This is a genomic window from Streptomyces sp. NPDC002138, from assembly GCF_040296485.1.
Lineage (GTDB): Bacteria > Actinomycetota > Actinomycetes > Streptomycetales > Streptomycetaceae > Streptomyces.
Genome location: NZ_JBEOXE010000004.1, coordinates 188,782 through 215,298, shown reverse-complemented (window position 1 = coordinate 215,298; position 26,517 = coordinate 188,782). Strand labels below are relative to the sequence as shown.

Sequence of the window (26,517 nt, the reverse complement as noted above, 5' to 3'; positions counted from 1 at the left end):
GAGTACGTCCAGTACACGGGCTTCCGGTCGGCGCACCGAGAGCACGCACCGGACACCCCTCCTTCCCCACGCACATCCGTCAGACACCCCCTAGCGGCGCCCGCCTCGTGCGGCGAAGAGATCGGCGGCCCGGGCACGCACGGGCGGTCCCGTCCGTTGTCCGGGTGCCGACGATCTATGACATAAGGAGACAGACATGGCCCTGTGGGACCGCATCAAGGATTCCGCCGCGACGATGCAGACGCAGCTGGTGGCCAAGCGGAACGACCTCAAGAGCGGCGCGTTCAGGGACTCCAGCATGGCGATGTGCGCGCTCGTGGCCGCGGCCGACGGCACGATCGACGCGGCCGAGCGGCAGCGCGTGGCGCAGCTGATCGGGACGAACGAGGTGCTGCAGAACTTCCCGGCGGACGAGCTGCGCCGCCGCTTCGAGGAGAACCTCGACAAGCTGGCCGCCGACTTCGCCTTCGGCAAGGTCAGCGTCATGCAGGAGATAGCCAAGGCGAAGAAGAAGCCCGCCGAGGCGCGCGCGGTCATCCAGATCGGGATCGTCATCGGCGGCGCCGACGGCGACTTCGACAAGACCGAGCAGGCCGTCGTCCGCGAGGCGTGCTTCGCGCTGGGCCTCGCCCCGCACGAGTTCGACCTCTGACGGACCGTCCGGGGGGAGGGCGGGGGCGCGCCGTCCGGACGGCCCCGAGGGGGCGCCCGGGGGCCGTCCCCTGGGGCGACCCCGGGGGGTTAGCCCCACCCCCGGCCGTCACGCCTGCCGGATGGGACGGCGGGCGCGCAGCAACCACCCTTGCGCCATGACGACTTACAACCGCACGAGCGCCGCCCTCGCCCTCTCCGCCGTGACCGTCGCCACCGCTCTGACCGTGGCCTTCGCCCCCTCGGCCGACGCGGCCGGCACCGCCGCCACCGCCGCCACCGCCGGGGCGGGGACGGCGGCGGCCCCCACCCTGACCTGGCGGCCCTGCGCGCTTCCCGGCGGTCCCGCCGGACAGGAGTGCGCCGACCTGCCCGTGCCGCTCGACTACGCCGCCCCGCACGGCCGCGTCCTCTCCCTCGCGGTCTCCCGCGTCCGCAGCGACCGCCCCGCCGCCCGCCGCGGCACGCTGATGGTCCTGCCCGGCGGCCCCGGCGGCTCCGGGGTGCGGGCGCTGGCGCAGAAGGGCGAGGCGCTGGGCAGGGAGATGGGCGGTGCGTACGACCTGGTCTCCTTCGACCCGCGCGGCGTGGGCGCCAGCTCCACCGCGAGCTGCGGACTCGACCCGGAGGACCGCAGGCTGGTCACGCTGCGGCCCTGGCCGGAGGCGGACGGCGGCACCGCGGCGACCGAGGCCCGCTCCCGCCGGGTGGCCGAGGCGTGCCGGGTCAACGGCGGCGAGGTGCTGCGCAGCTTCACCACCGCCAACCAGGTCCGGGACATGGACCGGCTGCGCCAGGCCCTGGGCGAGCGCAAGCTGTCGGCGTGGGGCACCTCGTACGGGACGTACGTCGGCGCCGTGTACGCGCAGAAGTACCCGCAGCACACCGACCGCTGGGTCCTGGACAGCAGCGGCGACCCCGACCCCGCGCGGCTGGCCCGCGGCTGGCTCGCGAACATGGCCCAGGCCGCCGACGACCGCTTCCCGGACTTCGCGGCCTGGGCGGCCGATCCGGCCCGCGCGGCCGAGGGCCTGCGGCTCGCCGAGCGGCCCGAGGAGGTCCGCCCGCGGTTCCTCGCCCTCGCGGCGACGCTCGACCACGCGCCCCGGACCTCGACCACCGCGGGCACCCCGCTGACCGGGAACATGCTGCGCCAGGCCCTGCAGAACGCCCTGTACGACGACGACGCCTTCCCCGCCCTGGCCCGGCTCGTGCGGCAGGCCGAGGACCCGGCCGCGACGCCCGTCCTGCCGCCCGAGCTGGCCGGGCCGATGCGGGACGAGGACGCGGCGGTCGCCGTCGCGGTGATCTGCAACGACGTGAAGTGGCCCACCGACGTGGCCGCTTACGCCCGCGCCACCGCCGCCGACCGCGCCGCCCACCCGCTGACGGCCGGGATGCCCGCCAGCATCACGCCCTGCGCGTTCTGGAAGGACGCCCCGGCCGAGAAGCCCACCCGGATCACCGCGGACGGCCCCTCCAACGTGCTGATGATCCAGAACCTGCGCGACCCGGCCACCCCGGTCTTCGGGGCCCGCAAGATGCGCGAGGCCTTCGGCGACCGGGCGCGCATGGTCACCGTCGACCACGGCGGCCACGGCGTCTACCTGAACAACGGCAACGCCTGCGGAGACCGCGCGGTCACCGAGTTCCTGACCACCGGCCACCGGCCGGCCCGCGACACGGGCTGCTGACCGTAATCTGACCGGCATGCGTCAACTACGCGAGCACGGCGACTGGTTGCGGCGGACCGGCGCGTGGCTGCTGGGGGCGGCCGAGGCGGCACCGCGGCCGCTGGCCGCCGCGCTGGGCCTCGACGAGGGGGACCCCGGGCTCCGGCACCTGCGGCGGGTCGAGCCGGTGCGGTACGCCCGGATCGAGCGGTTGCACCGGGCGGCCCAGCGGGCCTTCGAGCAGCGCACCAGGGATGCGGTGTGCGGGGATCTGGAGCACGCGGTCCGCACGGCACTGCGCGAGGCGGCGGAGTCACAACCGGAGTCACAACCGGAGGCACGACCGGAGTCGCAACCGGAGGCAGAAGCGCATGCGATACGTACGGCCACGCTCGACGCCGAGGCCGGGGCGGCCGCCCGGGCCCTCGCGGCCGACGCGGCCCTCGCGGGGGCCCGCGGGCTCAACACCGGCCTGACCTTCGGCATCCTGTTCAGCCCGGTCGCCCTGGTGCTGACCCTCGCCGCGGCCCAGGCCCTGCCGCCCCTGTTCGGCTCCGCCCTCGGCTGCCCGGAGCGGTTCACCCTCACGCAGGCCCTGATCTGCTTCTCCGGCGGGGCGCTGGGCGCGGTCCTCAGCGTGATCGTCAGGCTGCGCGACGCACCGGATGCCGGGTCCGCCGACCCGTACACCGGAAGCGCGACCGGAGCCCCCGCACCCGGCGAGCTCCCGGCGGACGTCCCCGCCGATCCGGTCCAGCTGGCCCGGCTGATGCGCCAGGAGGGCTGGTACCGGGTGGTCGTCGGCTGGTTCCTCGCCGTGTCGCTCTTCGTGCTGGTCAACGGCGGAATCCTGGCCCTCTTCACCCCGCCCGCCGCCCCCGACGGCCTGTGCGGGGACGCGCCGCTGTCCCCGGCGGGCCATCAGGCGCTGATCAAGGCCTTCTTCTTCTGGGGCGGCGTGGGCTTCCTCGCCGGACTGAACGAGCGCTGGGCGTACGGCCTGCTGCGGCGCGGAAGCGGCGGCGACCCCGCCGCTACTCGTTGACGAGGACCGGCAGGGACAGCACCACGCTCGCCGGTGCCTGGGCGAACTGTCCGGCGGGCACCGTGAAGTCGATGCCGGCGGCCGCCGCGCGCGGACCGTCGTGGTGGTCGCCGCCCTGCGCGTCCTCGCCCTCCTCCTGGTACTGGAACTTCGTGGTCCCCAACAGGTGGCCGCTCGCGTCGTAGTACGCCGCGCCGACCTCCAGGGCCAGGACGTCGCTGATGTCGGAGGTGATGGTCAGGTGCCCGGTGACGGACGCCTTGTCGGTGAGCTTGAGAGCCGTCAGCTTCACCCGGTCGGTGAACGGGCCCTCCTCGATGCGGACCTCGCCCTGTGCGGCGGGCCGTGCGAGGACGGGCGCGGGCGCGGGCGCGCTGCGGGGCGCGGGCAGGGCGACGGGGGCGGCGGATCCGGCCGCTTCCCCGGAACCGTCGGCCGCGTCGGATGCCGCGCCGCCGGAGCAGCCCGAGGCGAGGGCGAGGACGGCGGCCGCGGCGGCCAGCGCCCCGGCGGTGCGGCGGGTGAGGTGTCTCATCGGAACGCTCCTGAACTGGCCGGGGCCGGGAGGACCATGTCCTCCCGGCCCCGGCTGCCCGATCGGTGGGTCAGTGCTGCTGGGGAGACTTGCCGAACAGCGAGCGGTACAGCTTGCCGTACAGCTCGGTGTTGTTCTGGCTGGCCGCGAAGGCGCTGCCGTTCGGGCCGTAGGCGAAGATCGGCACGTCGGCGCCGGTGTGGTTGCCGGACAGGTAGGTCAGCCAGAGGCTGGCGTCCGGGCTGCCGTCCTTGACCTCGGGCGCGTCGTTCGGCGTGCGGAAGGTGGCGGGAGCGAAGTTCTTCGCGTCACCCGCGCCGGCGCCGTTGATGATGCCGGTCGAGCGCACCGGGTCCTTGGCCCCCGAAGTGGGGCGCGAGGTGGTGCTGTTGTTGGCGGGGTTGCCCGCGTCCGTGTTGGCCGGGGGAGCGACCGACTCGGCGTTGGTGTAGGTGCCCTTTTCGATGATGTTGAAGCCGGCGCACTCGTGGTCCGCCGTGACGACGACCAGGGTGTGGCCGTCCTTCTTCGCGAAGTCGGTGGCCACCTTGACCGCGTCGTCGAAGGCCTTGATCTCACCCAGGGTCTGGGCGGCGTCGTTGGCGTGCGAGCGCTTGTCGATCTGGGCGCCCTCGACCTGGAGGAGGAAGCCCTTGCGGTTCTTGTCGTACCCGCCGCGCTCGCCGAGCAGCGAGATCGACTTGCGGGTCATGTCGGCGAGCGTCGGCTCCTGCTTCTGCGCGGCGTCCGCGGGCAGCCCGGCCTTGGCCTGCTCGACGGTGAGGTTGCCGCGGTTGAAGAGGCCGATGACCTTCTTGCCGTTGGCGTGGCTCAGGTCGGTCTTGGTGGCGACCTTCTGGCTGGCGGCGGTCTGCGCCGGGAGCTTGGGGTCACCGAAGCTGCCGAGCACCTGGTAGCCCTGGTCCTGGAGCGCCTTCTGGTCGTCGGGCTCGAAGCGGGCGAGGCCGCCGCCGAGGATGACGTCGGCGGTGCCGTTGCGCGCGATCTGCTCGGCGATCGGCGTGACCAGCGTCTTGTCGGCGGGCGCGGCCTCGTACGAACCGTCCTCCTTCTTGGGGAGGCAGGCGGCGTCGGAGTAGACCGGGCCCTGGCAGCCGCGCAGCAGCGCGTGGCTGAACTGGGCGGCCGGGGTGGCGTCGGTGACCTCGGCGGTGGAGACGTTGCCCGTGGCGAAGCCGGCCTTCTTGGCCTGCTCCATCAGCGTGGTGACGCGCTTCTCGTACGCGTCCACGCTCAGCGCGGCGTTGTACGTCTTGACGCCCGTCGACCACGCGGTGGCCGAGCTGGCGGAGTCGGTGACGAGCGCGGGCTTCGAGGTGCCCTTCTCGACGGCGTACGTGGCGACCGCGCCGGTGAAGGGCAGGGTCTCCATGTTCAGCTTGCCGGACGCACCGTAGAACCGGTCGCGGGCAGCCGTGACGTGGGTGCGGCCCATTCCGTCACCGAGCAGGTAGATGACGTTGCGGATCTCACCCTGGCCGCCGTGCTGCGGCGCCGAGTTGGCGGTGGCCGCGGCACCGGCGGCCAGGGCGCCGGTCAGGGCCAGTACGGTCAGCGTCTTGGCAGGTCTGCGTCGCATGATGCGGGAGGTCCCCCTCGGAAATGAATGGCGCGGGCGCTCCGACGCTAAGAGCGGGACATGAACACGACGGATTTTGCGGGTGACGTGGAGTCGAACAGCACCGGGCCGCAATCGCCCGGGCATTCGGGCGGCCCGGACCCCCCTTCGGCGCGGCTGCGCCGCCCTGCCCGGTGCGGTGGCCAGGGTGGGGACGCGGGAGTCCCAGCCGCGCGGAACCCAGCCCCGTGGAACCCAGCCGCGCGGACCCCAGCCCCGCAGACCCCACCCACCGCACCGGAGGCGCAGATGACCCAGGCCGCACCCTTCACGACCGCCGACGTCCACGGGCTGCGCGAGGCGCTGGAGGAGGCCGTCGCCGACGGCGGCTGCCCGGGCGGGGTCGTCGTCTGCGGTACGGCCGCGGGGGACCGTACGGCCCTGTCGGCCGGGGTCGTCTCCCCGTTCACGAACCCGAAGGCCCCCGACGAGCACACCGTCTACGACCTCGCCTCGCTGACCAAGGTCACCGCCACCTGGCCGCTCGTCGGCCGCGCCGTCGCGGCCGGGCTGCTCGATACGGGCGCGCCCGTACGGGAGTTCCTGCCGCCCATGGACGAGGACCTCGGCCACCTGCCCGGCGCCGGGGCCACCGTGCGGCAGCTGCTCTCGCACACCTCCGGGCTGCGGGCGGCGACCCGGTTCGACCTCTACGACCTGGCCGAGCGCCCGCTGCACGAGCTGATCTGCCGCGAGCCCCTGGAGAACCTCCCCGGAACGCACCGCTACATCAACCGGGGGTACGTCCTGCTCGGCCTGGCCCTCGCCCACGTCCACGGCGAGCCGCTGGACCGGCTCGCCGCCGCGTTCTGGGCCGAGCTGGGCATGGACCGCACCGCCTACGGTCCGGTGCCGCAGGCCGCGTGGGTCGCGCCCACCGAGCACCGTGACGGCCACGACCGGCTCTGGGGCGCGGTCCACGACGAGAACGCGGCCGCGATGGGCGATGTGGCCGGGCACGCGGGGGTGTTCGCCCCGGCGGCCGACCTCGCGACCTTCGCCGAGCGCCTGCTGTCGGCCGGTGCGCGCAGCCCGCTCGGCGGCTGGCTGCGGGAGAGCCTGGTGCCGGTGGCGGACATGGATCCGGGTCTGCAGCGGGGCCTGGGGTGGATCCTGGCCGCCGGGGGCGCCGTGGCCTACCACCACGGTTTCACCGGCACCAGCCTGTTCCTGGCCCCCGCCACCGGGCGGTACGTGGTCATCGCCACCAACGCCGTGCACGACGGCCCGGCCGCCCGCACCCGGATCGCCCCGCTGCGCGAGCGGGCCCTCAAGACGCTGGCGGGCAGCGGTCAGGCGGACGGCGGCCGGGCGGACGGCGGCCGCTGACCGTCACTGCTCCGGAGCGGCGGTCCCGGGCTCACCCGGGACCGTGAAGATCCGGTCCAGGTGGTGGCGCAGGACCGCGACGGCCGCGTCGGGCCCCCGCTGGCCCACCAGGATGCTGGTGCCCATGGCCGCCGCCATGGCGAGCAGGCTGATCGCCTCGGTGCGCGCGTCGGCGCCGGGGTCGGCCGTGCCGGATTCCTGGGCCTGGCGGATCAGACCGGTCAGCGCGTCCTCGGCCGCGTCGGGGTTGTCGATGAAGGGCGTGGCGGCCAGCGCCTCGTCGGTCACGGAAAGGATCGCGTACGCGCTGTAGAGCAGGTGGAAGGTGCGGCTCTCCGCGTCGGTGGGCAGCGAGGCCAGCAGCAGCGCCTCGGCCGTCGCGCGCGGGCCGGGCGCGGGGCCGGCGGCGGCGAGGCGGGCGCCGACGCGCGCGGTGAACCGGTCGGTGAGGTGCTGGAGTCCGTAGAGGAGGAGCTTCTCCTTGGTCTCGAAGTAGTACTGCACGAGCCGGAGCGAGACCCCGGCCTCGGCCGCCACGTCCCGCATGCCGACGGCGTGCAGCCCGCGGCGCCCGGCGACCCGGACGAGCGCTTCGGCGATCTGGGTGCGCCGTTCCTCGTGGTCCACGCGTTTCGGCATGTGCTGGTGTCTCCGCCCCTCGGTGACCGGTCCGGGGTCCCTGTCCGACCCCGCCCGGCCTCTTTCATGGTACCGCCGTACCAAGATCGTGGTACGTTCGTATCACGAAGACGGATCCTTCCGGAGGTGCCCCCGTGCCCGACACCACGACCCACGTCCGTCGCGACATAGGCCGCTACGTCAACGAGCGCCTGCGCGACCGCTACTTCGCCGCCTGCGACGCCGTCTACGCGAAGGGCGCGCCGGCCCGCTCCGAGACCGACGTGGAGACGAGCTTCGGCACCACGCACGTCTACCGGTACGGCCCCGCCGACCCCGCCGCCGAGGCCCGTACTCCGGTCGTCCTGATCCACGGCTCGGGCGGCTGCTCCGCGCAGTGGTACCCCAACACCCGCGCGCTCGGCGCCGAGCGGCCCGTCTACGCCCTCGACACCCCGGGCGACCCCGGCCGCAGCGTCCAGCGCGAGGCGATGTGGCAGCCGGAGCGGGCCGCCCAGTGGCTCGACGAGTCCCTGGAGGCCCTCGGCCTGGACCGGGTCCACCTGGTCGGCTCCTCCTACGGCGGCTGGCTGGTCATCAACGCGGTCCACCGCAGGCCGCGGCGGCTCGCCTCGGTCATCGCCCTCGACCCCGGCGGCCTGGAAAAGGTCGGCCTGCGCTTCTTCGCGTGGGTCTTCGTCAGCCTCTTCGCGACCTTCGCGCCCAGGGCACTGCGCCCGCGGCTGGCGTCCTGGCTGGAACAGCCGGTGCTGATCGTCCCCGAGCTGCGGAAGATGATCCAGACCGGCGTGCGCGCCTTCCGCATCCGCCGCCCCGCGCCGCTGCCCCTGTCGGACGCCGAACTCGGCTCCATCCGGACGCCCTTCTACCTGATCATGGGCAAACGCAGCCTGCTCGTGAAGCCGAAGGTGCAGGTGGAGCGGATCCCGCGGGTGATTCCCGGGGCCCGGGCCGAGATCGTCGCCGCGACCGGACACGGTCCGCAGATCGACCACCCGGACCTGGTCAACGCCCGGATGCTGAGCTTCATGGAGGACATCGACTCGCTCGCGCGGTGACCCCGGCGACCGGAAAACCGATCACCCCCAGGCCGTGGGCCTGGGGGTGATCGGGCTCCGGGTGCCGTCGGGGGTGTTCGGGGGCCCGGAGGGTTCAGGGGGTGGGGCGGACCTCAGAGGGCGCCCATCGCGTCCCGCGCGCTGCCGCGGTAGAGACCGACCTCGGGCTGCGCGACGGTGCCCGGCTCGGCCAGCGGGAGGCTGACGCCGTCCGCGTTCGCCATGTGCGTCGCGTCGGCCAGGACGCTGATCTCGTCGGCCACCGGACCGGTGCCGCCCGCGGGGGCCAGGCGCACGGCGGCGTACGCGGTGGCGCCGGGCCGCACCGGGTGGGCCGGTGCGCCGCCGAGACCGCCGGGGGCGGTGGCCTGGACGCCGAGCGCGGCGCCCTTCGCGCTGAAACCGATGGCCGGGTGGAAGTCGAGGCCGCAGGAGGTGGCGCCGTTGTTGGTCACCGTGACGACGCGGACGCCGGCCGGGGCGCCCTGCGGGGAGGTCACCTTGACGGTCAGGCTCCGCGCCGGGCACGGGTGGGTGTAGGCGTAGGCGTCACCGGTGGTGTCGCCCGCGCCCTTGGCGGCCGGGCCGCCCGCCGTCGCCGGGGTGGCGGGGGCCGAGCCGCCGCTCTTGCCGTCCGCCGGGGCGCCCTGCGCACCCGCGGCCGAGGCACCGCCCGCCGCCCCGGTCGAGGCCGCCTTGTCCGCTTCCTTGCCCGCACCGGTGTCCACCGCGCCGGTCCCGCCGCCCGAGCCGCCACACGCGGTCAAGGCCAGAGCGAGGCCCGCGGTGACGGTGGCGGCGAGGGCCGCGCTGCGGAGGCGGTGGGCGTGCATGAGGGAACTCCCGGGAGGAAACGGCAGGCACGCGGAGAACTTCCCGCGTGGTCCCCACTGTGCCGGGTACTGCTGGCGCCGCGATCACGCCCCGCTGACGTTTCGCTGACGTACGCGGATCCGCGCGTGAGTCACCGAGCGCGCACGGGCGCGCACGCACCACCCGCCCCGGGGGCCGGGTGGTGCGTGCGCGGGGGCGTCAGGCCCGTACGGTCTGCCGCGCGCGCACCTCGTCGTACCGGGCGCGGTACGCCGCTCCGTCCGACGCCCCGTCCGAGGCTCCGTCCGCCGCGCCGCACGGCCCGCTCGCCCGCACCCCGACCGATGCCTGCGCCGACAGCTGGAGCAGCGCCTCCAGCGCCCGCTCCGCGCCCTCGTCGTAGCCGGTCGATTCGGCCTTGCGCGCGGCCTCGTCCAGATACCGGATGCCCTCGGTCCGCTCGCCGAGCCCCACCAGGGCCTCCCCGGTCGCGGTGAGCAGCAGCACCCGGGTCGGGGACGCCGGGTCCGGGAGCGGGAGGGCCCGCGCCGCCGTGGTGCTGTCCAGGGCCTCGCGCCATTCCCCGGACTCGATCTGGTGCCGGGAGAGGTGGTAGAGCGCGAGGCGCTCCGTGGTCGGGTCCCCGGCCGCGCGCGCCAGCTCCGCCGCCCGTACGCAGTCCCGCGCCGCCGGTTCCAGATCGCCGAGCGCGGCCCGCGCCAGGGAGAGGTTGACGAGGGCGGTGGCCTGGCCGCTGCGGTCGCCCGCCCGGGCGGCCAGCAGGACGGAGGCCTCAAGGTGGGGCAGCGCCTCGTCGGTGCGGCCCTCCTCGGTCAGCACCCACCCGAGGAGGGCGAGGACCCGCGACTGGCCGTGCAGGTCGTCGTCGGCCCAGGCCGAGTCGAGCGCGGTGTAGAGGAGCGGCGCCCAGCCGTCGAGGACGCGCCACACCATCAGCGGCCACAGGGACAGCACGATCCGCCACGCCCGGCCGTGCAGCTCGGCGGCGTGCGCGGCCCCGGCCGCCAGGGCCAGGTCCTCGCGCTGCGCGGCGTACCAGTCCATCGCCTCGTCCCGGTCGCGGAACGTCCGTACGCCCGGGGGCCGGTAGAAGTCCGGGGGCGTCGCGAAGCAGGGCCGCGCGTCCTGCTGGGCGGCCGCGGCCGCCGCGAGGCCGGTGGCGATGTAGTGGTCGAGCAGGCGCGACAGCGCGTGCGGACCGGTCTCCATGTCGCGGGCGTAGAGGCGTACGAGATCGTGCATGACCCACCGCCCCGGCGCGCCGCAGGTCAGCAGGTGGGCGGCGGCGAGCTGGTCGAGGGCCGCCTCCGCCGCGTCCGGACCGGTGCCCGCCAGGGCCGCCGCCACACCGCGGTCGATGTGCGTGCCCGGGTGGCGGCCGAGGTGGGCGAGCTGGTGCGCGGCGCCCGGCGGGAGCCTCCGCACCGACAGGTGCAGGGCCGCCCGGACCCCGGTGTCCTCGGCGTCGAGCAGGGCCAGCCGGCGCGTGGTGTCCGACAGCTCCGCCGCCATGGCGGCCAGGGTCAGGTGCGGCTGGTCGGCCAGTCGGGCGGCGGCGACCCGCAGGGCGAGCGGCAGTCCGTCGCACAGCCCGGCCAGCCGCCGGGCGGCCTCCGGCTCGGCGTGCACCCGGTCCGCGCCGAGCACCGCGGCGAGCAGCGCCGTACTGTCGTCCGCGCCCAGGACGTCCACCGGGACCGGCCGGGCCGCGTCGGAGGCGATCAGCCCCCGCAGCCGGTGGCGGCTGGTGACGACCGTGACGCACTCGGACCCGCTCGGCAGCAGCGGGCGCACCTGCTCCGAGGCGCGCACGTTGTCGAGGACGATCAGCACGCGGCGCCCGGCGGTCAGGGACCGGAACATGGCGGCGGCCCGGGTCACCGACTCCGGGACGCTCAGGGGCGTGACGCCCAGCGCCAGCAGGAATTCGCGCAGCACCTCCATCGGCCCGGCCTCGCCCGTGTCCCCGAAACCGCGCAGGTCGGCATGGAGGCGGCCGTCGGGGAACCGGTCGTGGTTCAGGTGCGCCCAATGGACCACGAGGGCGCTCTTGCCGACCCCGGCGGGCCCGGTGACCAGGCATACGGGCGCCTCCGCGGCGGCGGCCCGCGAGAGCGTCCGCAGCTCCGCCGCGCGCCCGTGGAAGCCGCGGGGGGCGCGCGGCAGCAGGTCGAGGAGGTCGGCGTACGGGGTGGGCGCGGCCGGTTCCGGGGCGGTGTCCCCGGCGGCGCGGGCACTGCCCCGACCGGTGCCCGGGCCGCCGGGCCGGTCGCCGTCCCGGCGGCTGGGCCGATGCCCGTCGGCGCCGCCGGAGTGGCTGTCGGGCCGGCCGTCCTCCTGCGTGCCGCTCGGGCCGCAGTGGCCGCGCAGGGCCAGCGCGTAGGCGTCGCTCAGCTCGCGGCCCGGGTCGACACCGAGTTCCTCGGCGAGCATGCGGCGCGTGTGGTGGTACTGGTCGAGGGCTTCGGAGCGCCGCCCCGCCCGCTGGAGGGCCGTCACCAGGGCGGCGGACAGCGATTCGCGCAGCGGATGGGCGCTCGCCTCGGCGCGCAGCACGGCCGCGGCCTGCGCGTGCGCGCCGAGGTGCCCGTACCGGACGGCCAGGTGCTCCACCGTGGTGAGCCGCAGCTCCTCCAGCGCGTCCGCGGCGCTCTGCAGCGGCGGGCTGGCGTGCACACCCGTCAACGCGGGCCCCCGCCACAGGGCGAGGGCCTCCTGGTACATGACCACGGCCTCCCCGGCCGAACGCTGCCCGTGGGCCCGCGTGACCAGCTCCTGGAAGCGGTGCGCGTCCAGCAGCGCCTCCGGCACGCGCAGCACGTACGCCGCGCCCTGGGTGGCCAACTCGACGCCGTACAACCCTGCTTGGGCGGTGTCCAGCAGGGTGCGCAGCCGGGACACGTGCCCCTGGATCACGCTGCGGGCCCGCGCGGGCGGCTCGCCGTCCCACAGCGAGGCGGTGAGCTGGCGCAGCGGGACGGGGTGGTTGGGCCGCAGCAGCAGCGCGGCCAGCAGGCTCCGCCGCTTGGCGGGCCCGAGCGGTAGGTCCCCGGCTTCGGTGGCGACCGAAACCGATCCGAGCAGCCGAAACTCCACCTGCCTGCACCCCCCGGGAAGCAAAGAAAGAACAGCTTATCGTCTTGTCCGGAAGTCGCCGACCGGTCGGGGGAGTGCGGCGCGCGCGGTATTCACGGTCATCGGATTCCGCAATTCCGGATATTGGACCGGCCGGTCATGGCGGGGGTATTGCCCGCCAATTCGCTTGTCGCGGTCATGGGTCGGGGCCTGCGGCGACGTAGGTTGTGATCATGGGAATTCTCCTGTCCGAGTGGTGGGAACTGTCGGTCGGAGCGCTCGCGTTCCTCATCGTGTCCGGGTTCCTCGCGGTGGTTCTGCTGCCCCGTATGAACCGCGTTCTCGCCGAGCGGTCGGATTCCATCGACGGCGGTATGGAGCGCGCGCAGGAGACGGGGCGGGAGGCGTCCCGGATTCTCGGCCAGTACCTCGAGGAGATCGCCGCGGCGCGCCACGAGGCCGCCCGTGCGCGCCGGGAAGCCGCCGAACAGGGGTCGGTCGTGCCGGCCGAGCTCCGGGCCGAAGGGGTGCGGGAGCGGGAGGCCATGACGCTGCCGGCGCGTGGCGGGCAGGGCCGGGGTCAGGCGCGGCGGGCGGCCCACACCGTGCGCTCCGTGCGGACCGCGAGGTCGGGGCGGAGCAGGATGCTGCCGGGGCCGTCGGTGTCGAGCAGCCGGTCGAGGGCGCCGAGGTCCTCGGCGGTGAGGGCGGGGGCGGCGCGCTCGCGCAGGCGCCCCAGGCCGCTGAGCGCGTAACGGCCGACCGCCTCGCCGCGGGCTGCGCCGACGTCCACGGTGACCGTGCGCTCGCCCTCGACCGTGAACCCGGCGGCGGTCAGCCGGGGCCCCCAGTCGGCCCCGCGGTGCGGTACCCGCTCGGCGTGGTGGTGGGCGAGGGCGGCGTGGCAGCGGTCCTCGAGGCCGGGCCGCTCCGCCGGAGCGTCGGCGGGCAGGAAGCGCGGGAAGCCGGCCAGCTCGACGACGGCGAAGAGGCCGCCGGGCGCCAGCAGGCCGTGGACCGCGCTCAGCGTGCGGTCGGGGTGGGCCATGTGGTGCAGCGAGGCGGAGGCCCACACCAGCTCGGGCCGGCCGAGGTCGGGCCGGTCCGCGTCGAGATCGGCCGCCACGGTACGCACCCGGTCGGCCAGGCCCAGTACCCCGGCCTTCTCCCGCAGGCGGTGCAGGTGGCGCTCGGAGGAGTCGACGGCGGTCACCCGCGCCCCGGGGAAGCGCGCGAGCAGGGCGAAGGTGCCGGCGCCGGTCCCGCAGCCCAGGTCGACGATGTGGCGCGGCTGCGCCCCGACGGGCAGCCACGAGGTGATGGACGCCGTGTGCTCGGCGAGTACGTCCGCGTCCAGGTCCAGGATCTCGGCCTGGCCGGAGGAGTCGAGGGAGTGCTGAGTCATGACGGCCACGCTAGGAGGGCGTTGCCGTCACGGCACCAGGGTTCCCGGAACGCGCAAGACGATGGCCGGACGGGCTGCCGAACGCGCAAGCGGCGGGGCGTACGGCGGCCCGGGGGCGGGCCGGGCCCCCGCGCGGACCCTGCCCTCAGGACCCGTCGTCGCTGTCGCCGCCCTGGTGGCCGCGGCGGGCGTCGCGGTCGAAGACGCCGAGGATCTCGCAGGGCCCGCCCTCGGCGCCGATGGCGTGCGGCAGCATCGTGGGGAACTCCACCGCCTGGTTCGTCTCCACCCGCACGCGCCGGTCCCCCAGCAGCAGGACCGCGGTGCCGGAGAGGACGACGAGCCATTCGCGGCCCGGATGGGCCCGCATGCGTACGGGGCTGTCGGGGGGCGGGTCCGTCATGCGCCGGCGCACCACGGTCATCCCGGGTTCCGCCTTCATGGGCCAGTGCATGCTGCCGTGGGCGGCGTCGATCACCGGATTGACGACGATGTCGTCGGCGGCCGTCTCGACGAGCTGGTCCAGCGAGGTGTCCAGGGCCCGGGCGAGGGTGACGAGCTGGTCCAGGGCCAGGCGGCGGCCGCCGGTCTCGATCCGGCTGAGCGTGGACTGGCTGATGTGGGCGCGCGCGGCGAGTTCCGCCAGGGACCAGCCCTGTGCGACGCGCAGGGCCCGGATCCGCTGGCGCACCAGGCTGTCCAGCGCGCCGTCACCCTGCGGAGTCCCGCCCTGGGCCCCGCCCTGCTTGCTGCCGCGCGTCATGGGCAACAACGTATGCCCGTGACGCATGGCGGGCCATCTGTGATCCCGGCTACAGGAGAAACAGTCATGACGTCGTGGCCATATGTCTACTATGGCCACTGTAGATTTCTCGGTGTTAGAGGGGTAGGTAATCGTCCCTGGCCGCCACTGCTGCGGGGCGGCCCGTGAGGAGCCACCCCCGTCTCGAAGGAGTGAACCACCATGGCCGCAACCCCTCCCCGTGACGCCGACGGCCACGGCATCGCCGTGGAGGTCCTGGCCCACTCCGTCGTGGTCCGCCCCGTCGGCGAGATCGACCTCGACACGGCGCCCGCCCTGCGGCTCGCCCTCACCGAGGCCCTCGCCCACGCCTCACCGGCCCGGCCCGTGGTGGTCGACTGCGGCCGCGTCACCTTCTGCGATTCCTCGGCGCTCAACACCCTCATCGCCGCGCGGCGCACGGCCCAGGAGAGCGGCGCCGCCGTCCGCCTGACCGACCTCAACCCGCAGCTCCTGCGCCTGCTGGAGATGACCGGCGTCCTGTCCCTCTTCGTCGCGGCCGAGCCCACCGGGTAACCGGGGAGCGCCGGAAGCGGCCGCCCTCACCGACCGGGCGCGGCGCCCTTGTCGAGCACGAGGTCGGCCGACCAGGCCTCGCCGAACTTGGTCTTCGTACCGTCGGCGTTGAGCGAGTACACGCCCTCCAGCGGGACGTGTTCGCCGCCCGTGGACGATTCGAGGGTGTCGCAGACGTCGCCGACCGACTTGACCGGCGTGTCCTTCATGGAGGTCACCACGTCCCCGGTGCCCAGCAGGGCCTTGGCCGCGGGCGAGTTCGTCCGGGTCTCCAGGACGAACACCCCGGTCACCCCGTCGGCCATCAGCTTCTTCTGGTCCTTCGCCGCCTCAGCCTGGTCCTTGGCGTCGGTGAAGTACGAGCTGAGGTCCGGGTCGTCGAGACCCACGAGGCTCCAGCCCGGATCGTTCTTCGTGACCCCGGCGGCCAGGGTGTCGAGCAGCGGCCGCGCGTGGTCGCTGGAGATGGCGTAGAACTGCCCCTGCGTATCGCCGGTCGCGGCCAGCGCGTTGATGCCGACGACCTTCCCGTCGCCGTTGAGCAGCGGGCCGCCGGAATTGCCCGGGTTCACGGTCGCGGAGTGCTGGATCGTCGCGGGGTAACGCGGCAGCGAGCTCGAGGGCTCGGCGTTCACCACGTTCGGGTTCTGCACCGAGCCGGCCGTGTAGACGACCTTCTGGGTGGTGGTATCGCCGAGCGCCGCCGGATAGCCGAGCGCGATGACGGTGTCGGCCGTCTGGACGCTCGCGCTCTTGTCGAATTCCAGCGCCTTCAGATCGGACGGCACCGCGGTGGTGAACTGCAGGACCGCCAGGTCCTCGCAGGGATCGATCCCGACCACGCGGGCCGGCGCCGGCGGGCGGTCCCCGACCGAGACCTTCAAGGAGGGCTCGCCCTGCACCACGTGCGCGGCGGTGGCGATGAGCCCCTTGCCCGCGTCGTAGACGAAGCCGCTGCCCTCGGAGTACTTCCCCGTGACGAGCACGGTGGCCGGCGCCGCCCGCTCGTAGATCTTCCTGGGGTCGATGCCGTCCGCGGACGCGGAGGGCCCGGCCAGGGCCCCGAGCACCGCGATCGCGACAACGAGCACGCCACTGCTCTGCGCCTTCATACGGCCGCCACCTTCTTGAGGACGGATCCCCCCTCTCAGGCTAGTCCCGCGCTCCACGGGTGTCCTGGCATGACCGGCGGGCGGCCCGGCCGAACCTTTACCGCAGACCTCAGGTGGGTGATGCTGACCCGGCGTTGGAGGAAGATCGACACGGCAGCGGCCGGTCGGTCGGTCGGACAGGGGGAGACCGTCGTGGTGCGCGTAGAGCTGCTCGGACCGGTTCAGGTGTACGCCGATGACGGGACGCCGGTCGAGGTGGGCGGCGTACGGCTGCGAATGCTCCTCGCCCGGCTCGCCCTCGAAGGGGGCCGGCCGGTGTCCGTCGACTCGCTCGTGGACGGTCTGTGGGGCGGGGCGCCGCCCGCCGACGCGGCCAACGCGCTGCAGGCGCTGGTGTCCCGGCTGCGCAGGGCGCTGCGCGGAGCCGCGGCGGTGGAGTCCGCGTCCGGCGGCTACCGGCTCCCGGTGCGGGCCGAGGACGTGGACGTGCACCGCTTCGAGGACCTGAGCGCCCGGGGCCGGCGGGAGCTCGCGGCCGGCCGGCCCGGCGAGGCGGCCCCGCTGCTCGGGGCGGCGCTCGGGCTGTGGCGGGGCGCGGCGCTCGCCGATGTGCTGGACGCCCCGTTCGCCGGACCCGTCGCGACCCGTCTCGACGCGCTGCGGACGGCGGCGGCCGAGGACCGCTGCGACGCCGAGCTGCGGCTCGGGCGGTACGCGGAGGTGCTGGCCGATCTCGAAGCGGCCGCCGGTGAGCGCCCGTTGAGCGAGCGCGTGGCCGGGCTGCGGATGCGGGCGTTGTCCGCGGCGGGGCGGCAGTCCGACGCCCTCGCGGTGTACGGGGCGGTGCGGGCGCGGCTCGACGAGGAGCTCGGCGTGGTCCCCTCCGCGGAGCTGAGCGAGATCCACCTGGCCCTGCTCCGGGGCGAGCTGGGTTCGCCGACCGGGCGGGCGGCCGAGGCCGCCCCGAGCCGGCTCCCGGCCCGGCTGACCAGCTTCGTCGGGCGCGAGGACGAACTGGCACGTCTGGGGCGGCAGTTGGAGCGGTCTCGGCTCGTCACCATCGTCGGTCCCGGTGGCGCGGGCAAGACCCGGCTCTCCCTCGAAGCGGCCGCCCGGGACGGCGCCCACGCGCGCGGCCGGGTCTGGCTCGTGCCGCTCGCCGGTGTGAGTGCGCCGGACGGGCTGACCGACGCGGTGCTCGGCGCCCTCGGCTCCACCGACGGCGGCCTCTACGACGCAGGCCAGGGGCAGCGGGCCACGCCGTTCGAGCGCATGGCCGCCCTCTTCGGCAGCGGCGACGCCCTGCTCCTGCTCGACAACTGCGAGCACCTGGTCGAGGCGGCCGCGCAGCTCGCCATCGAACTCCTGGACCAGCTGCCGGAGTTGCGGATCCTCGCCACCAGCCGCGAGGCCCTCGCCATCACCGGCGAGTCCCTGTGTCACCTCGGTCCCCTCGACGTCCCGACAGGATCACCGGAGCCCGCCGAGGCCGCGCAGTCGCCCGCCGTGCGCCTCTTCGTCGACCGGGCCGCCGGAGTCCGCGCGGACTTCACGCTCGACGACACGACCCTCGACGCCGTGGTCGAGGTGTGCCGACGGCTCGACGGGATACCGCTCGCCCTCGAACTGGCCGCGGCGAAGCTCCGCTCGATGAGCGTCGAGCAGATAGCGCGCCGCCTCGACGACCGCTTCCGGCTGCTCGCCTCGGGCAGCCGCACCGCGCTGCCCCGCCAGCGCACGCTGCTCGCGCTGGTCGAGTGGAGCTGGGACCTGCTCGACGAGCCCGAGCGGATCCTCGCCCGCAGACTGTCGGTGTTCCCCGGCGGCGCGACCGTCCCCGCGCTCGAAGCGGTCTGCGCGGACGCCTCGCTCCCGGCCGCCGACATCCCGTACGTCCTGGACGCCCTGGTCGAGAAGTCGCTGGTCGGCGCCGTCGACGACGGGACGGGCGAGCCGCGCTACCGGATGCTGGAGACGGTCCGCGCGTACGCGGCGCGGCGCCTCGCCGAGGCCGAGCCGGGGGTCGGGCCGGGGGTCGGGCCGGGGGGCGGCGACGGCCCCGGGTCCGGGGACGCCGTGAGCCGGCGCTACACCGCGTACTTCCTGGCCCTCGCGGAGGAGTACGAACCCCGCCTGCGCACCCGCGAGCAGCTGCGCGCGATCGAGGTCTTCGACGCCGAGCACGACAACCTCGTCCTCGCGCTGCGCTGGGTCGCCGAGGCCGGGGACGCGGACCTGGCGGCCCGCTTCGCCGCGGCGATGTACTGGTACTGGGGCATCCGGGGGATGAGCGCCCGGCTCGACACCCACCTGCCGGAGGCCGCCCCCGAGGGCGAGTCGGCGACGGCGCGGGAGTTCCACCCGGCCCTGCTGCTCCTGCGGATGTCCCGGGTCTCCTTCCCGGCCGGTGCGGCGGGACCGGGCCCGGCCGCGGCCGGGGACCCGCTCGACTCACCGGACCCGTGGGTGCGGGCCGGCGCCCACCTGGCCCGGGACTTCGCCCTCACCGAGCAGGGCGACCTGGTCTCCGGCGCGGAGTCCCGGATGGCGGCCCTGCGCGGCTTCGAGGAGGTGGGCGACCGCTGGGGGCTCGTGATGAGTCTGCTCCCGATCGGCCGTGACCACTCCCTGCGCGGCGAGTACCCCGAGGCCATCGCCACCTTCGAGCGGACCGTGGCGCTCAGCTCCGAACTCGGCACCGAGGACTACCTCTACCTCAGCAAGGCCCGGCTCGCCCGCGAGCGACGCCGCAGCGGCGACCTGGAGGGCGCCTTCCGCGATCTGCACGCCGCGCACCGCCAGGCCCGGGAGCGCGGCCAGCTGCGCCTGGAGGCCAACATCCTGGTGGGCCTGGCCAATGTGCACCGCAGGGCCGGTGACCTGGCGCGCTCCGACGCGACCCTCGACCGCCTCGAGGCCCTGAGCGTGCGGCGCCCCTCGCTGCGCGAGACGGCCCGCGATCTGATCGTCAGCACCCGCATCGAGAACCGGCTCGCGGAGGGGGACGCCGCGGCGGCCCGGGCGCTGCTGCCCGAGGCGGCCGGCGCGCTGCTCGGCCAGGGGGCGGGCGCGGCCCTCGCCTGGGTGGCCGAACTGCTCGGCGGTCTGCGGACCTTGGAGGGCGCTCCCGAGGACGGCGCCAGGTCGCTCGGCATGAGCGAGGTGATGCGCGGCGCCTTCGACCGGGGCGAGCCGGAGTGGCGCGAGCTGGTCGACCGCATGGTGGCGACGCTGGGCGAGGCGCGCTTCAAGGAGGCGTACGAGGAGGGGGCCGCGTACTCCCGTGCGGACGCTCTGCGCTGGCTGGAGGCGGAGGCCCTGCGGGCGGCGCCACGGGCCTGACGGGGCGCGGACGCACGACGACCGGGCGGGGACGCACGGACCACCGGGCGGGGACGCATGACGACCGGGCGGGGTCCGCACACCCCCGTGGGTGCGGACTCCGCCCGGCCGGGCTCGTCGCCGGATCAGCCGGCGTTCTTGCGGTAGGCGCGGATGGCCAGGGGGAAGAAGACCACGATCACGCCGGCCATCCAGGCGAAGGTGCCGGCCAGGGATCCGGCGACCGGGCCGCCGTTCAGCAGGCCGCGGACCGCGTCGGAGACCAGGGAGACGGGGTTGACGTCGGACCACGCCCGGAGCCAGCCGGCCATGCCCTCCCGGGGGACGAAGACGTTGCTGGCGAAGGTGAGCGGCAGGATCAGGACGGTCATCAGCCCGTGCACGGAGGCGGGGTTCTTGATCAGCATGCCGAGGTACACCGAGATCCAGGAGAAGCTGAGCGCGAAGCCGACGAGCAGGGCGACCGCGGCGAGCGCGGCGACCGGGCCGGTCTGGACGCGGTACCCCATGACCAGGGCCAGGACGGCCAGGGTGGCCAGGCAGACGGCGTAGCGGACGATGTCGGCGAGGACGGCGCCGATCAGCGGGCTGGAGCGGGCGATCGGCATGCTGCGGAACCGGTCGAAGATTCCGGTGCCGGCGTCGGCGCAGAGCGAGGCGCCGATGCCGATGCTGGCCTGGAAGACGGCCATCACCATGACGCCCGGGGTGACGAGCCTCAGGTACCCGTCGGTGTCGCCGCCGGACATGGCGTCCCCGAAGAGGTAGATGAACATCAGCAGGCTGATGATCGGGGTCAGGACCACGTCGACCAGCTGGATCGGCGACTTCATGAACTTGGTGACGCCCCGGCCCGCGAGGGCGAGGCTGTGCTGCGCGGTCTGCGCGAGGCCGATGCGGCCGCTGAGCCGGGCGGTGGCCGGCGCGGTGGCGGGGGCGGGGGCGGGGAGGGTCTGGGTGCTCATGACGGGGTCCTCTCGGGAAGTCTGCGCGGAAGCGGGGGAGCCGGGGAGCCGGGAGAAGTCGGGGAAGCCAGGGGAAGCCCCGGAAAGCCGGGTCTCAGGCGGCGACGGGCCGGTCACCGGCGGGCGCGTGTCCGGTCAGGGCGAGGAAGACCTCGTCCAGGCTGGGCAGCCGCAGACCGAGCTCGTCGGTGGTGATGCCGGCGCCGTCCAGGCGGCGGGCGACCGCGGCGACGACCAGCGGGTCGTCGGCGGGCACGGTGAGCACGCCCGAGTCCTGGGCGGGGTGGTGCCCGGTCAGCTCGGCGAGCATTCCGGCGACCTGCGGCACATCGGTGGCCACGGTGGGCCGGACCTGGAGGATCTGGCCGCCGACCCGGCGCTTGAGCTCACCGGGGCGGCCCTCGGCGACCTTGCGGCCCTTGTCGAAGACGGTGATGGAGTCGGCGAGCTGGTCGGCCTCCTCCAGGTACTGGGTGGTCAGGAGCACCGTGGAGCCGTCGGCGACCAGCGTGCGCACGACGTCCCAGACCTCCTGCCGGGCGTGCGGGTCCAGGCCGGTGGTGGGCTCGTCCAGGAAGAGCACCTGGGGCCGGCCGACCAGGGAGGCGGCCAGGTCCAGCCGCCGCCGCATGCCGCCGGAGAAGGTGGCGATCGGCTTGCGGGCCGCCTCGGCGAGGGAGAAGCTCTCCAGGAGCTCGGCGGCCCGCGCCTTCGCGTCGCGCCGGGACAGACCGAGCAGCCGCGCGATGAGCACCAGGTTCTCGGCTCCGGACAGGGTCTCGTCCACGGAGGCGTACTGCCCGGTCAGGCCGATCAGGCGGCGGACCCGGACCGGGTCCTTGACGATGTCGTGACCGCCGATGGTGGCGTGCCCGCCGTCGGGGCGCGCCAGGGTGGCCAGGATGCGGACGGTGGTGGTCTTGCCGGCGCCGTTGGGGCCCAGCACGCCGACGACCTTGCCGGCCGGGACCTCCAGGTCGACGCCGTCCAGGGCGGTGAAGTCGCCGTACTTCTTGACCAGTCCCTCGGCCCGGATCGCATACGCCATGCTCAACAACTCCTCGTCAGGTCCCTGTCGTTCTCGATGGACCTGACGATGCCGACCCGCGCTGACAGTCCGCGGCCTGTTCCCTGACAGCCCCGCGCCACCGGCTGTCAGCCGCTGTCAGCCCTTGTCAGCCGCCGCTGGGCGGGGATCGCGCGGGGCGTCAGGGGTGCGCTGTGGAAAGGCCCCTGACAGGCTGGCATACTGCTCGGGTAGCCCTTCGTGCATCCCCCGTCGCGAAGGGCTACAGCCATAGGCCGGTGCGGCGCGATGGCGTGATCGGCGCACGAACGTGCCCCACGGGCAGGGGACTCCCCTGTGGTCCCCTGACCGTGTTTTTTGCAGTTAACAGTGACGTAGAGTGTTTACGCAAGCCCGGCACACGCGCCGGAGCATGATGCGAACGTGGGTAACCGGATGGACGTCGGCGAAGAACACGTGCCTGAGCTGCAGTCATTGCGGCAGAAGGTCGAGTACATGCTGGAGAAGACCTTCCCGGGGCAGAAGGTGTCCGGGCGGACCTTCGCCGAGCTGGTCAAGGAGCGCGGCGGCTCCCTCTCCCACAGCTACTTCTCGAACATCCTGGCCGGGAAGGTCACCGAGCCCTCCGAGGAGATCCTCAAGGCGCTCGGGCTGGGCTTCGGCGTGGACTGGCGGTTCTTCAAGGAGGAGTCGGAGGTCGTCGGCGACGTGGTCGCCGGGCTCCAGTTCCTCGCCAAGCGGCGCACCGGCGAGATCAGCGGCGTCGCGGGCCGTGGTGTCGAGGACGACGGACTGTCGGCGGAGCTGCTGGAGTTCGCGCTCTCCCTGCTGGCGGACACCAAGGCCAAGCAGCGGCCCGACGGTGTGCAGGACGGGGAACCGGGGCGCTAGCGCGGGCGTCTCTGTGCGGACGGGCGGCGTTGGCTAAACTCGCCGACCGTATGTCACGAACGCGTGACGACGACCAAGAGGCCTCAATGTCCCTGCGTGAACTGCGCAAAGAGTGCGAAGCCGGACTGGCGGACCTCCCCATACCCGCCCCCTTCACCATCGAGGGCCTGGTGGCGAACATGGAGGCGGCCCGCGGCCGGACCATCGTCCTCCAGGAGCTGCCCGAGCGGCTGGCGCGCGTCAACGCGCCCTGCGGGCTGCGGCTGAAGTCCGGCACCACCAGCTACGTGCTCTACCGCCGCCGCCCCACCGCGTACCAGACCCAGCACGTGATCCTGCACGAGCTGTGCCACGAGTGGTTCGACCATGGCAGCAGCCTGGACGCGGATCAACTGCGGCTGCTGCTGCCGGTGTTCGACGCCTCGCTGATCAAGCGGGTGCTGTCGTCCGAGGCGGTCCAGGCCCGGGCGCAGTACGGCACGCACGACGAGCGGATCGCGGAGTTCGGCGCCTCCCTCATCCCCCGCATGGCCCGGGACGTGACCAGCGACGACATGGTCGGACGGCTGGCCAACTCGCTCTCCCAGCCGGTCGCCCACCGGCGCAGCGGTCTGCTCCGCGGCCTCTTCCGCCGCTCGTAGCGCCACCTGAGGGTCCACCCGCCGACGGCCCGTGCCACAGTCGACCCGCACACCCGCCCCGCAGCCCCCCCCGCAGACCCGCAGACCCCCGAGGAACTCACGTGACCGCGCTCGACCTCGCCGGCTACCTCATCGCCGCGCTGATGACCGCCGTAGCCCTGTGGCGCATGCCGGCCGCACTCTGGGGCGATGAGGAGGACAGACGCCGCCGGGCCCTGTGGGGCTGCTACGCGGGCTTCGCCATAGCCCTGTGGACCAAGACCCGCGTGGTCCGCATCGGCCTCAACAACAGCTCCGTCGTGGACCTCGCGGTGCTGATCAAGCACTACACGTCCACCATCGCCATCCTGGCGATCCTCAGCTACATCGTCGCCATCTATGGGCACTTCCCGGAGGGTGGGGCGATCCCGCGCCACGTCCGGTTCGCGCGCGTCGTCCAGCGGCTGGCCACCAAGGCCTCCGTGGTCACCCTCGTCCTCCTCACCGTGCTCTTCTTCACGGTGGTGGACCGCTCGGTCCCCGCCGACCGGTTCGTGGCCGAACACGCCGGTGAGTGGGGCGCGACGCTCTACATGAGCGTCTTCTACCTGTACTTGGGCGCCGCGTCCGCCGTCTGCGCCTACCAGTGGGCCCTGGCCACCGCCGACACCAAGCTGCTCCACCTGCGGGTGGGGCTCGGCATGATGACCTTCGCCATGTTCATCGGTGTCGCCTACACCCTCAGCCGGACCCTGTTCCTGTGGATCAGCGTCGTCGACCGGCCGAGCGAGAGCTTCGCGCTGACCTTCGACAAGGCCACCGAGGCCGCCCAGCTGGTCCTCTTCGCCTTCTTCGCGCTCGGCGCCTCCATTCCCGCGTTCAGCAAGGGCTGGCGGCGGGCCCGGCTGTGGCGGGCCCAGGTGAACCTGCATCCGCTGTGGCGCGAGCTGATGACGGCCTTCCCCGACCAGCCCTTCGCCGCGCCGGCCTCGCTCACCCGGGAGCTGACCCGCTTCGACACCCCCGCCGACCTGCGCGTCGACCGCTGGGCCGCCGACATCGCGGACGCGGTCGAGAAGCTGCGGCACTACGTGCCCGACAGCCTGCTGGCCGCCGCGAAGGAAGCCGCCGCGGGCGAGGGCGCGGACCCCGCGAAGACGGGCTCGCTCGCCGACGCGTACTGGATCAAGGCGGCCCTGGCCGCCAAGGCCGGGGGAGCGCCCGCCGGGAAGGCCGCCGCCTTCGAGACCAAGCACGCCACCGACCAGGACGGCGAGGTCGCCTGGCTGCTGCGGGTGGCCGCCGCCTACAAGGCCGTCCCGGAGCAGCGGACCCGGGCCCTGCTGCGGTCCTGTCCGGAGTACAGCGCGTGACCGGCGGCACCGCGAACGGCACGCCCGCAGCGCCCACCACCGCAGCGCCCGCCACCGCAGCGCCCGCCGCCTCCGCGTACCTCGTCGTATGAAGGCCAGTCCCGCCCTGGTCCGACGGGCCGCGCTGTTCACGCCGGTGCTGCTCGGGGTGCTGGACGCGCTGCTCGTGCACGGCAGGGACGTCGGGCCCGGGATGGGCGCGGGTCTCGGGGCGGCCGTCGCGCTGCTGGCGCGCCGGCGGTGGCCCGCGGTGGTGTTCCTGGCCACGCTGCCCGGTCTGTACCTCGGCTACGTGTGGTTCGCGCCGCTGATCGCCCTGTACACGATGGCCTCCACGCGCGGCCGGGACTGGCTCCTGGCGGTGGCCGGAGCCCTGTTCGCCGTCGCCCACTTCGTTCCGTACCCGGTCTCCGAGCTCGCCGGGCACTCCCACCGGGAGATCGCGCTCGCGGCGGTCGACACCTGCGGCGCGGTGGCCGTGCCGCTGGCGCTCGGGCTGCTCGTCCGGACCCGCCGCGAACTGGCCGCCGGTATGGCGGTGCTGCGCAGCAGCCGGGCCGGCGAGCGGCGGCTGCTCGCCGACCAGGTGCTGGCCGCGGAGCGGGCCCGGCTGGCCCGGGAGATGCACGACGTGGTCGCCCATCAGGTCGGCCTGATCAGCATGCAGGCGGGAGCGCTCCAGCTCACGACGGACGACCCGCGGGCCGGGGAGAGCGCCCGGACCATACGGGAGCTGTCCGCGCGCACGCTCGACGAACTGCGGGACATGGTCGGGGTGCTGCGCGGCGGCGCCGACCCGGACAGGGGCACCGACGGCGATGGCGACGGCGCCCGCCCCGCTCCGCGGCCGCGTCTGCGGGACGTGCCCCGGATGATCGGCCAGTCGGGGCTCGACGTCGCGTACCGCAACGACGTCCCGGCGGACGCCCCGCTCTCCACGGGCGTCGAGCGGACCGCCTACCGGACCGTGCAGGAGGCGCTGACGAACGCGCGCCGGTACGCCCCGGCCGCGCACGTGCACGTCGTGATCGCCCTGGAGGGGGACGGGGAGGCCCTGCGGATCGAGGTGCGCAACGGTCCCTCCGCACCCGGCCGGGCGCCGCGGTGCGAGACCGGCGGCGGCCACGGGCTGGTGGGGCTCAAGGAGCGGGCGCACGACGTGGGCGGCACCCTGGAGGCGCACCCCACGAGCGACCGGGGGTTCCTGGTCAGCGCGCTGCTTCCGCTGGGCTGACGGCGGACAGACCCTCGCGGTGGGCGATGGCGGCGATCGCCACCCGGCTCGGAGCGTTGAGCTTCCTCTTGAGGGAGCCGATGTGCGTCTTGACCGTGGTCACGCCCACCCCGAGCCGCCCGGCCAGCTGCGTGTTGGTCAGTCCCGCCGCGAGGAGCGCCAGTACTTCCTGCTCGCGGCCGGTGAGCAGGTCCCGCAGCCCCGCCGGGACGGGCGCGGGCCGCGGCGCGCCGACGTGGACGCCCATCACGGAACGGCTCCGGGGCGGCACGTAGACGACGCCGCCCCGGGCGAGGATGCGGACGCAGTCGATGAGGAGGTGCGGCTCGGTGTCCTTGAGGAGGTAGCCGCAGGCGCCGAACCGCAGAGCGGCATCGAGGTATTCGTCGGAACCCATCAGCGTCAGCATGGCGACCGGGGGCGGCTCGGGCAGGGCGCGCAGCTCGCGCAGCACGGAGAAGCCGTCCTCCCCGGGCATGTTGACGTCCAGCAGGACGACGTCGGGCGCGGCGCTGCGGGCGAGCCCGACCGCCTCGGGGCCGTCGCAGGCCACCGCCTCGATGTCCGGTGCGGAATCGAGGACGGCCCGCAGCGCGACCCGTACCAGTTCCTCGTCGTCGACCAGCAGCACCCGGACCACGGCTACCGTCTCCCCCCGTCGGCGACCGGCCTCAAGTCGTAGAACCGATGTCATCCCGTGGTCGCAGCCGGGCGACCGGACGGGGGGACATCATTGGAAAGATCATTATGTC

General features: G+C 74.4%; 22 protein-coding genes and 1 pseudogene. 12 read left to right on the top strand and 11 right to left on the bottom strand.

Going from position 1 to position 26,517, the window contains the following annotated elements; genetic code table 11:
- Positions 1-196 precede the first annotated feature (196 nt).
- From ABT084_RS04215 to ABT084_RS04205, 3 genes are all read left to right on the top strand, one after another.
- Positions 197-652 carry a tellurite resistance TerB family protein gene (locus tag ABT084_RS04215; protein WP_351038122.1) on the top strand — a complete coding sequence of 152 codons (456 nt, stop codon included), beginning with the start codon at positions 197-199 and terminating at the stop codon, positions 650-652.
- A 157-nt stretch (positions 653-809) separates the two neighbouring features.
- A complete protein-coding gene (locus ABT084_RS04210; protein WP_351038121.1) occupies positions 810-2,345 on the top strand; it encodes an alpha/beta hydrolase in 1,536 nt (511 codons plus the stop codon).
- A 16-nt stretch (positions 2,346-2,361) separates the two neighbouring features.
- Positions 2,362-3,369 (top strand): hypothetical protein, encoded by a 1,008-nt coding sequence (locus ABT084_RS04205; protein WP_351038120.1) that lies wholly within the window; start codon positions 2,362-2,364, stop codon positions 3,367-3,369.
- On the opposite strand, the gene ABT084_RS04200 is transcribed toward ABT084_RS04205, so the two are convergent.
- Both ABT084_RS04200 and ABT084_RS04195 read right to left on the bottom strand, forming a co-directional pair.
- On the bottom strand, positions 3,359-3,904 hold the full coding sequence (locus ABT084_RS04200) for a hypothetical protein (protein ID WP_351038119.1): 546 nt from the start codon (positions 3,902-3,904) through the stop codon (positions 3,359-3,361). The two genes, ABT084_RS04205 and ABT084_RS04200, sit on opposite strands and share 11 nt — an antisense overlap.
- Positions 3,905-3,974: 70 nt before the next feature.
- The gene (locus ABT084_RS04195) at positions 3,975-5,504 is read right to left on the bottom strand and encodes an alkaline phosphatase (protein ID WP_351038118.1); all 1,530 of its coding nucleotides are present in this window, start codon (positions 5,502-5,504) and stop codon (positions 3,975-3,977) included.
- A gap of 288 nt (positions 5,505-5,792) precedes the next feature.
- Here ABT084_RS04195 and ABT084_RS04190 point away from each other — a divergent pair, with 288 nt between their 5' ends.
- Positions 5,793-6,872 carry a serine hydrolase domain-containing protein gene (locus ABT084_RS04190; RefSeq protein WP_351038117.1) on the top strand — a complete coding sequence of 360 codons (1,080 nt, stop codon included), beginning with the start codon at positions 5,793-5,795 and terminating at the stop codon, positions 6,870-6,872.
- Positions 6,873-6,875: 3 nt separating this feature from the next.
- Here the strand turns inward: ABT084_RS04190 and ABT084_RS04185 are convergent, their stop codons facing one another.
- Entirely contained in the window at positions 6,876-7,511 is a 636-nt protein-coding gene (locus tag ABT084_RS04185; protein ID WP_351038116.1) for a TetR/AcrR family transcriptional regulator, read from the bottom strand.
- A gap of 134 nt (positions 7,512-7,645) precedes the next feature.
- Between ABT084_RS04185 and ABT084_RS04180 the strand changes: the two genes are divergently transcribed.
- Complete coding sequence (locus tag ABT084_RS04180; RefSeq protein WP_351038115.1) at positions 7,646-8,569, top strand: alpha/beta fold hydrolase; 924 nt, start codon at positions 7,646-7,648, stop codon at positions 8,567-8,569.
- Positions 8,570-8,682: 113 nt separating this feature from the next.
- On the opposite strand, the gene ABT084_RS04175 is transcribed toward ABT084_RS04180, so the two are convergent.
- Together ABT084_RS04175 and ABT084_RS04170 are read right to left on the bottom strand one after the other, a co-directional pair.
- Entirely contained in the window at positions 8,683-9,402 is a 720-nt protein-coding gene (locus ABT084_RS04175) for a DUF4232 domain-containing protein (RefSeq protein ID WP_351038114.1), read from the bottom strand.
- A 199-nt stretch (positions 9,403-9,601) separates the two neighbouring features.
- A complete protein-coding gene (locus ABT084_RS04170; RefSeq protein WP_351038113.1) occupies positions 9,602-12,499 on the bottom strand; it encodes an AfsR/SARP family transcriptional regulator in 2,898 nt (965 codons plus the stop codon).
- A 212-nt stretch (positions 12,500-12,711) separates the two neighbouring features.
- Here ABT084_RS04170 and ABT084_RS04165 point away from each other — a divergent pair.
- Positions 12,712-13,017, top strand: a pseudogene (locus ABT084_RS04165) (F0F1 ATP synthase subunit B family protein); the annotation flags it as partial.
- A gap of 41 nt (positions 13,018-13,058) precedes the next feature.
- On the opposite strand, the gene ABT084_RS04160 reads toward ABT084_RS04165, so the two are convergent.
- Both ABT084_RS04160 and ABT084_RS04155 read right to left on the bottom strand, forming a co-directional pair.
- Positions 13,059-13,883 carry a class I SAM-dependent methyltransferase gene (locus ABT084_RS04160; protein WP_351038112.1) on the bottom strand — a complete coding sequence of 275 codons (825 nt, stop codon included), beginning with the start codon at positions 13,881-13,883 and terminating at the stop codon, positions 13,059-13,061.
- Positions 13,884-14,028: 145 nt separating this feature from the next.
- Positions 14,029-14,646, bottom strand: a complete 618-nt coding sequence (locus ABT084_RS04155) for a helix-turn-helix domain-containing protein (protein WP_351038111.1) — start codon at positions 14,644-14,646, stop codon at positions 14,029-14,031.
- A 201-nt stretch (positions 14,647-14,847) separates the two neighbouring features.
- Here ABT084_RS04155 and ABT084_RS04150 point away from each other — a divergent pair, with 201 nt between their 5' ends.
- Entirely contained in the window at positions 14,848-15,201 is a 354-nt protein-coding gene (locus tag ABT084_RS04150; protein ID WP_351038110.1) for an STAS domain-containing protein, read from the top strand.
- Between the two features lie 26 nt (positions 15,202-15,227).
- Here the strand turns inward: ABT084_RS04150 and ABT084_RS04145 are convergent, their stop codons facing one another.
- Positions 15,228-16,313, bottom strand: coding sequence for a S1C family serine protease (locus ABT084_RS04145; RefSeq protein WP_351038109.1), 1,086 nt, complete (start codon positions 16,311-16,313; stop codon positions 15,228-15,230).
- 192 nt (positions 16,314-16,505) lie between these two features.
- Here ABT084_RS04145 and ABT084_RS04140 point away from each other — a divergent pair, with 192 nt between their 5' ends.
- On the top strand, positions 16,506-19,655 hold the full coding sequence (locus ABT084_RS04140; protein WP_351038108.1) for an AfsR/SARP family transcriptional regulator: 3,150 nt from the start codon (positions 16,506-16,508) through the stop codon (positions 19,653-19,655).
- A 125-nt stretch (positions 19,656-19,780) separates the two neighbouring features.
- Here ABT084_RS04140 and ABT084_RS04135 read toward each other — a convergent pair whose 3' ends face one another.
- On the bottom strand, positions 19,781-20,620 hold the full coding sequence (locus ABT084_RS04135; RefSeq protein ID WP_351038107.1) for an ABC transporter permease: 840 nt from the start codon (positions 20,618-20,620) through the stop codon (positions 19,781-19,783).
- Positions 20,621-20,714: 94 nt separating this feature from the next.
- On the bottom strand, positions 20,715-21,668 hold the full coding sequence (locus ABT084_RS04130; RefSeq protein ID WP_351038106.1) for an ATP-binding cassette domain-containing protein: 954 nt from the start codon (positions 21,666-21,668) through the stop codon (positions 20,715-20,717).
- Between the two features lie 414 nt (positions 21,669-22,082).
- Here ABT084_RS04130 and ABT084_RS04125 point away from each other — a divergent pair, with 414 nt between their 5' ends.
- The 4 genes from ABT084_RS04125 (at position 22,083) to ABT084_RS04110 (ending at position 25,765) form a co-directional block, all read left to right on the top strand.
- Positions 22,083-22,538 carry a hypothetical protein gene (locus ABT084_RS04125; protein WP_351038129.1) on the top strand — a complete coding sequence of 152 codons (456 nt, stop codon included), beginning with the start codon at positions 22,083-22,085 and terminating at the stop codon, positions 22,536-22,538.
- Positions 22,539-22,624: 86 nt separating this feature from the next.
- Positions 22,625-23,179 (top strand): toxin, encoded by a 555-nt coding sequence (locus tag ABT084_RS04120; RefSeq protein ID WP_351038105.1) that lies wholly within the window; start codon positions 22,625-22,627, stop codon positions 23,177-23,179.
- A gap of 101 nt (positions 23,180-23,280) precedes the next feature.
- Positions 23,281-24,531, top strand: a complete 1,251-nt coding sequence (locus ABT084_RS04115) for an MAB_1171c family putative transporter (protein ID WP_351038104.1) — start codon at positions 23,281-23,283, stop codon at positions 24,529-24,531.
- Positions 24,532-24,619: 88 nt separating this feature from the next.
- Positions 24,620-25,765: a sensor histidine kinase gene (locus tag ABT084_RS04110; protein WP_351038103.1), complete on the top strand. Its 1,146-nt coding sequence runs from the start codon at positions 24,620-24,622 to the stop codon at positions 25,763-25,765.
- On the opposite strand, the gene ABT084_RS04105 is transcribed toward ABT084_RS04110, so the two are convergent.
- Complete coding sequence (locus ABT084_RS04105; RefSeq protein ID WP_351038102.1) at positions 25,740-26,405, bottom strand: response regulator; 666 nt, start codon at positions 26,403-26,405, stop codon at positions 25,740-25,742. The two genes, ABT084_RS04110 and ABT084_RS04105, sit on opposite strands and share 26 nt — an antisense overlap.
- Positions 26,406-26,517: the final 112 nt, after the last annotated feature.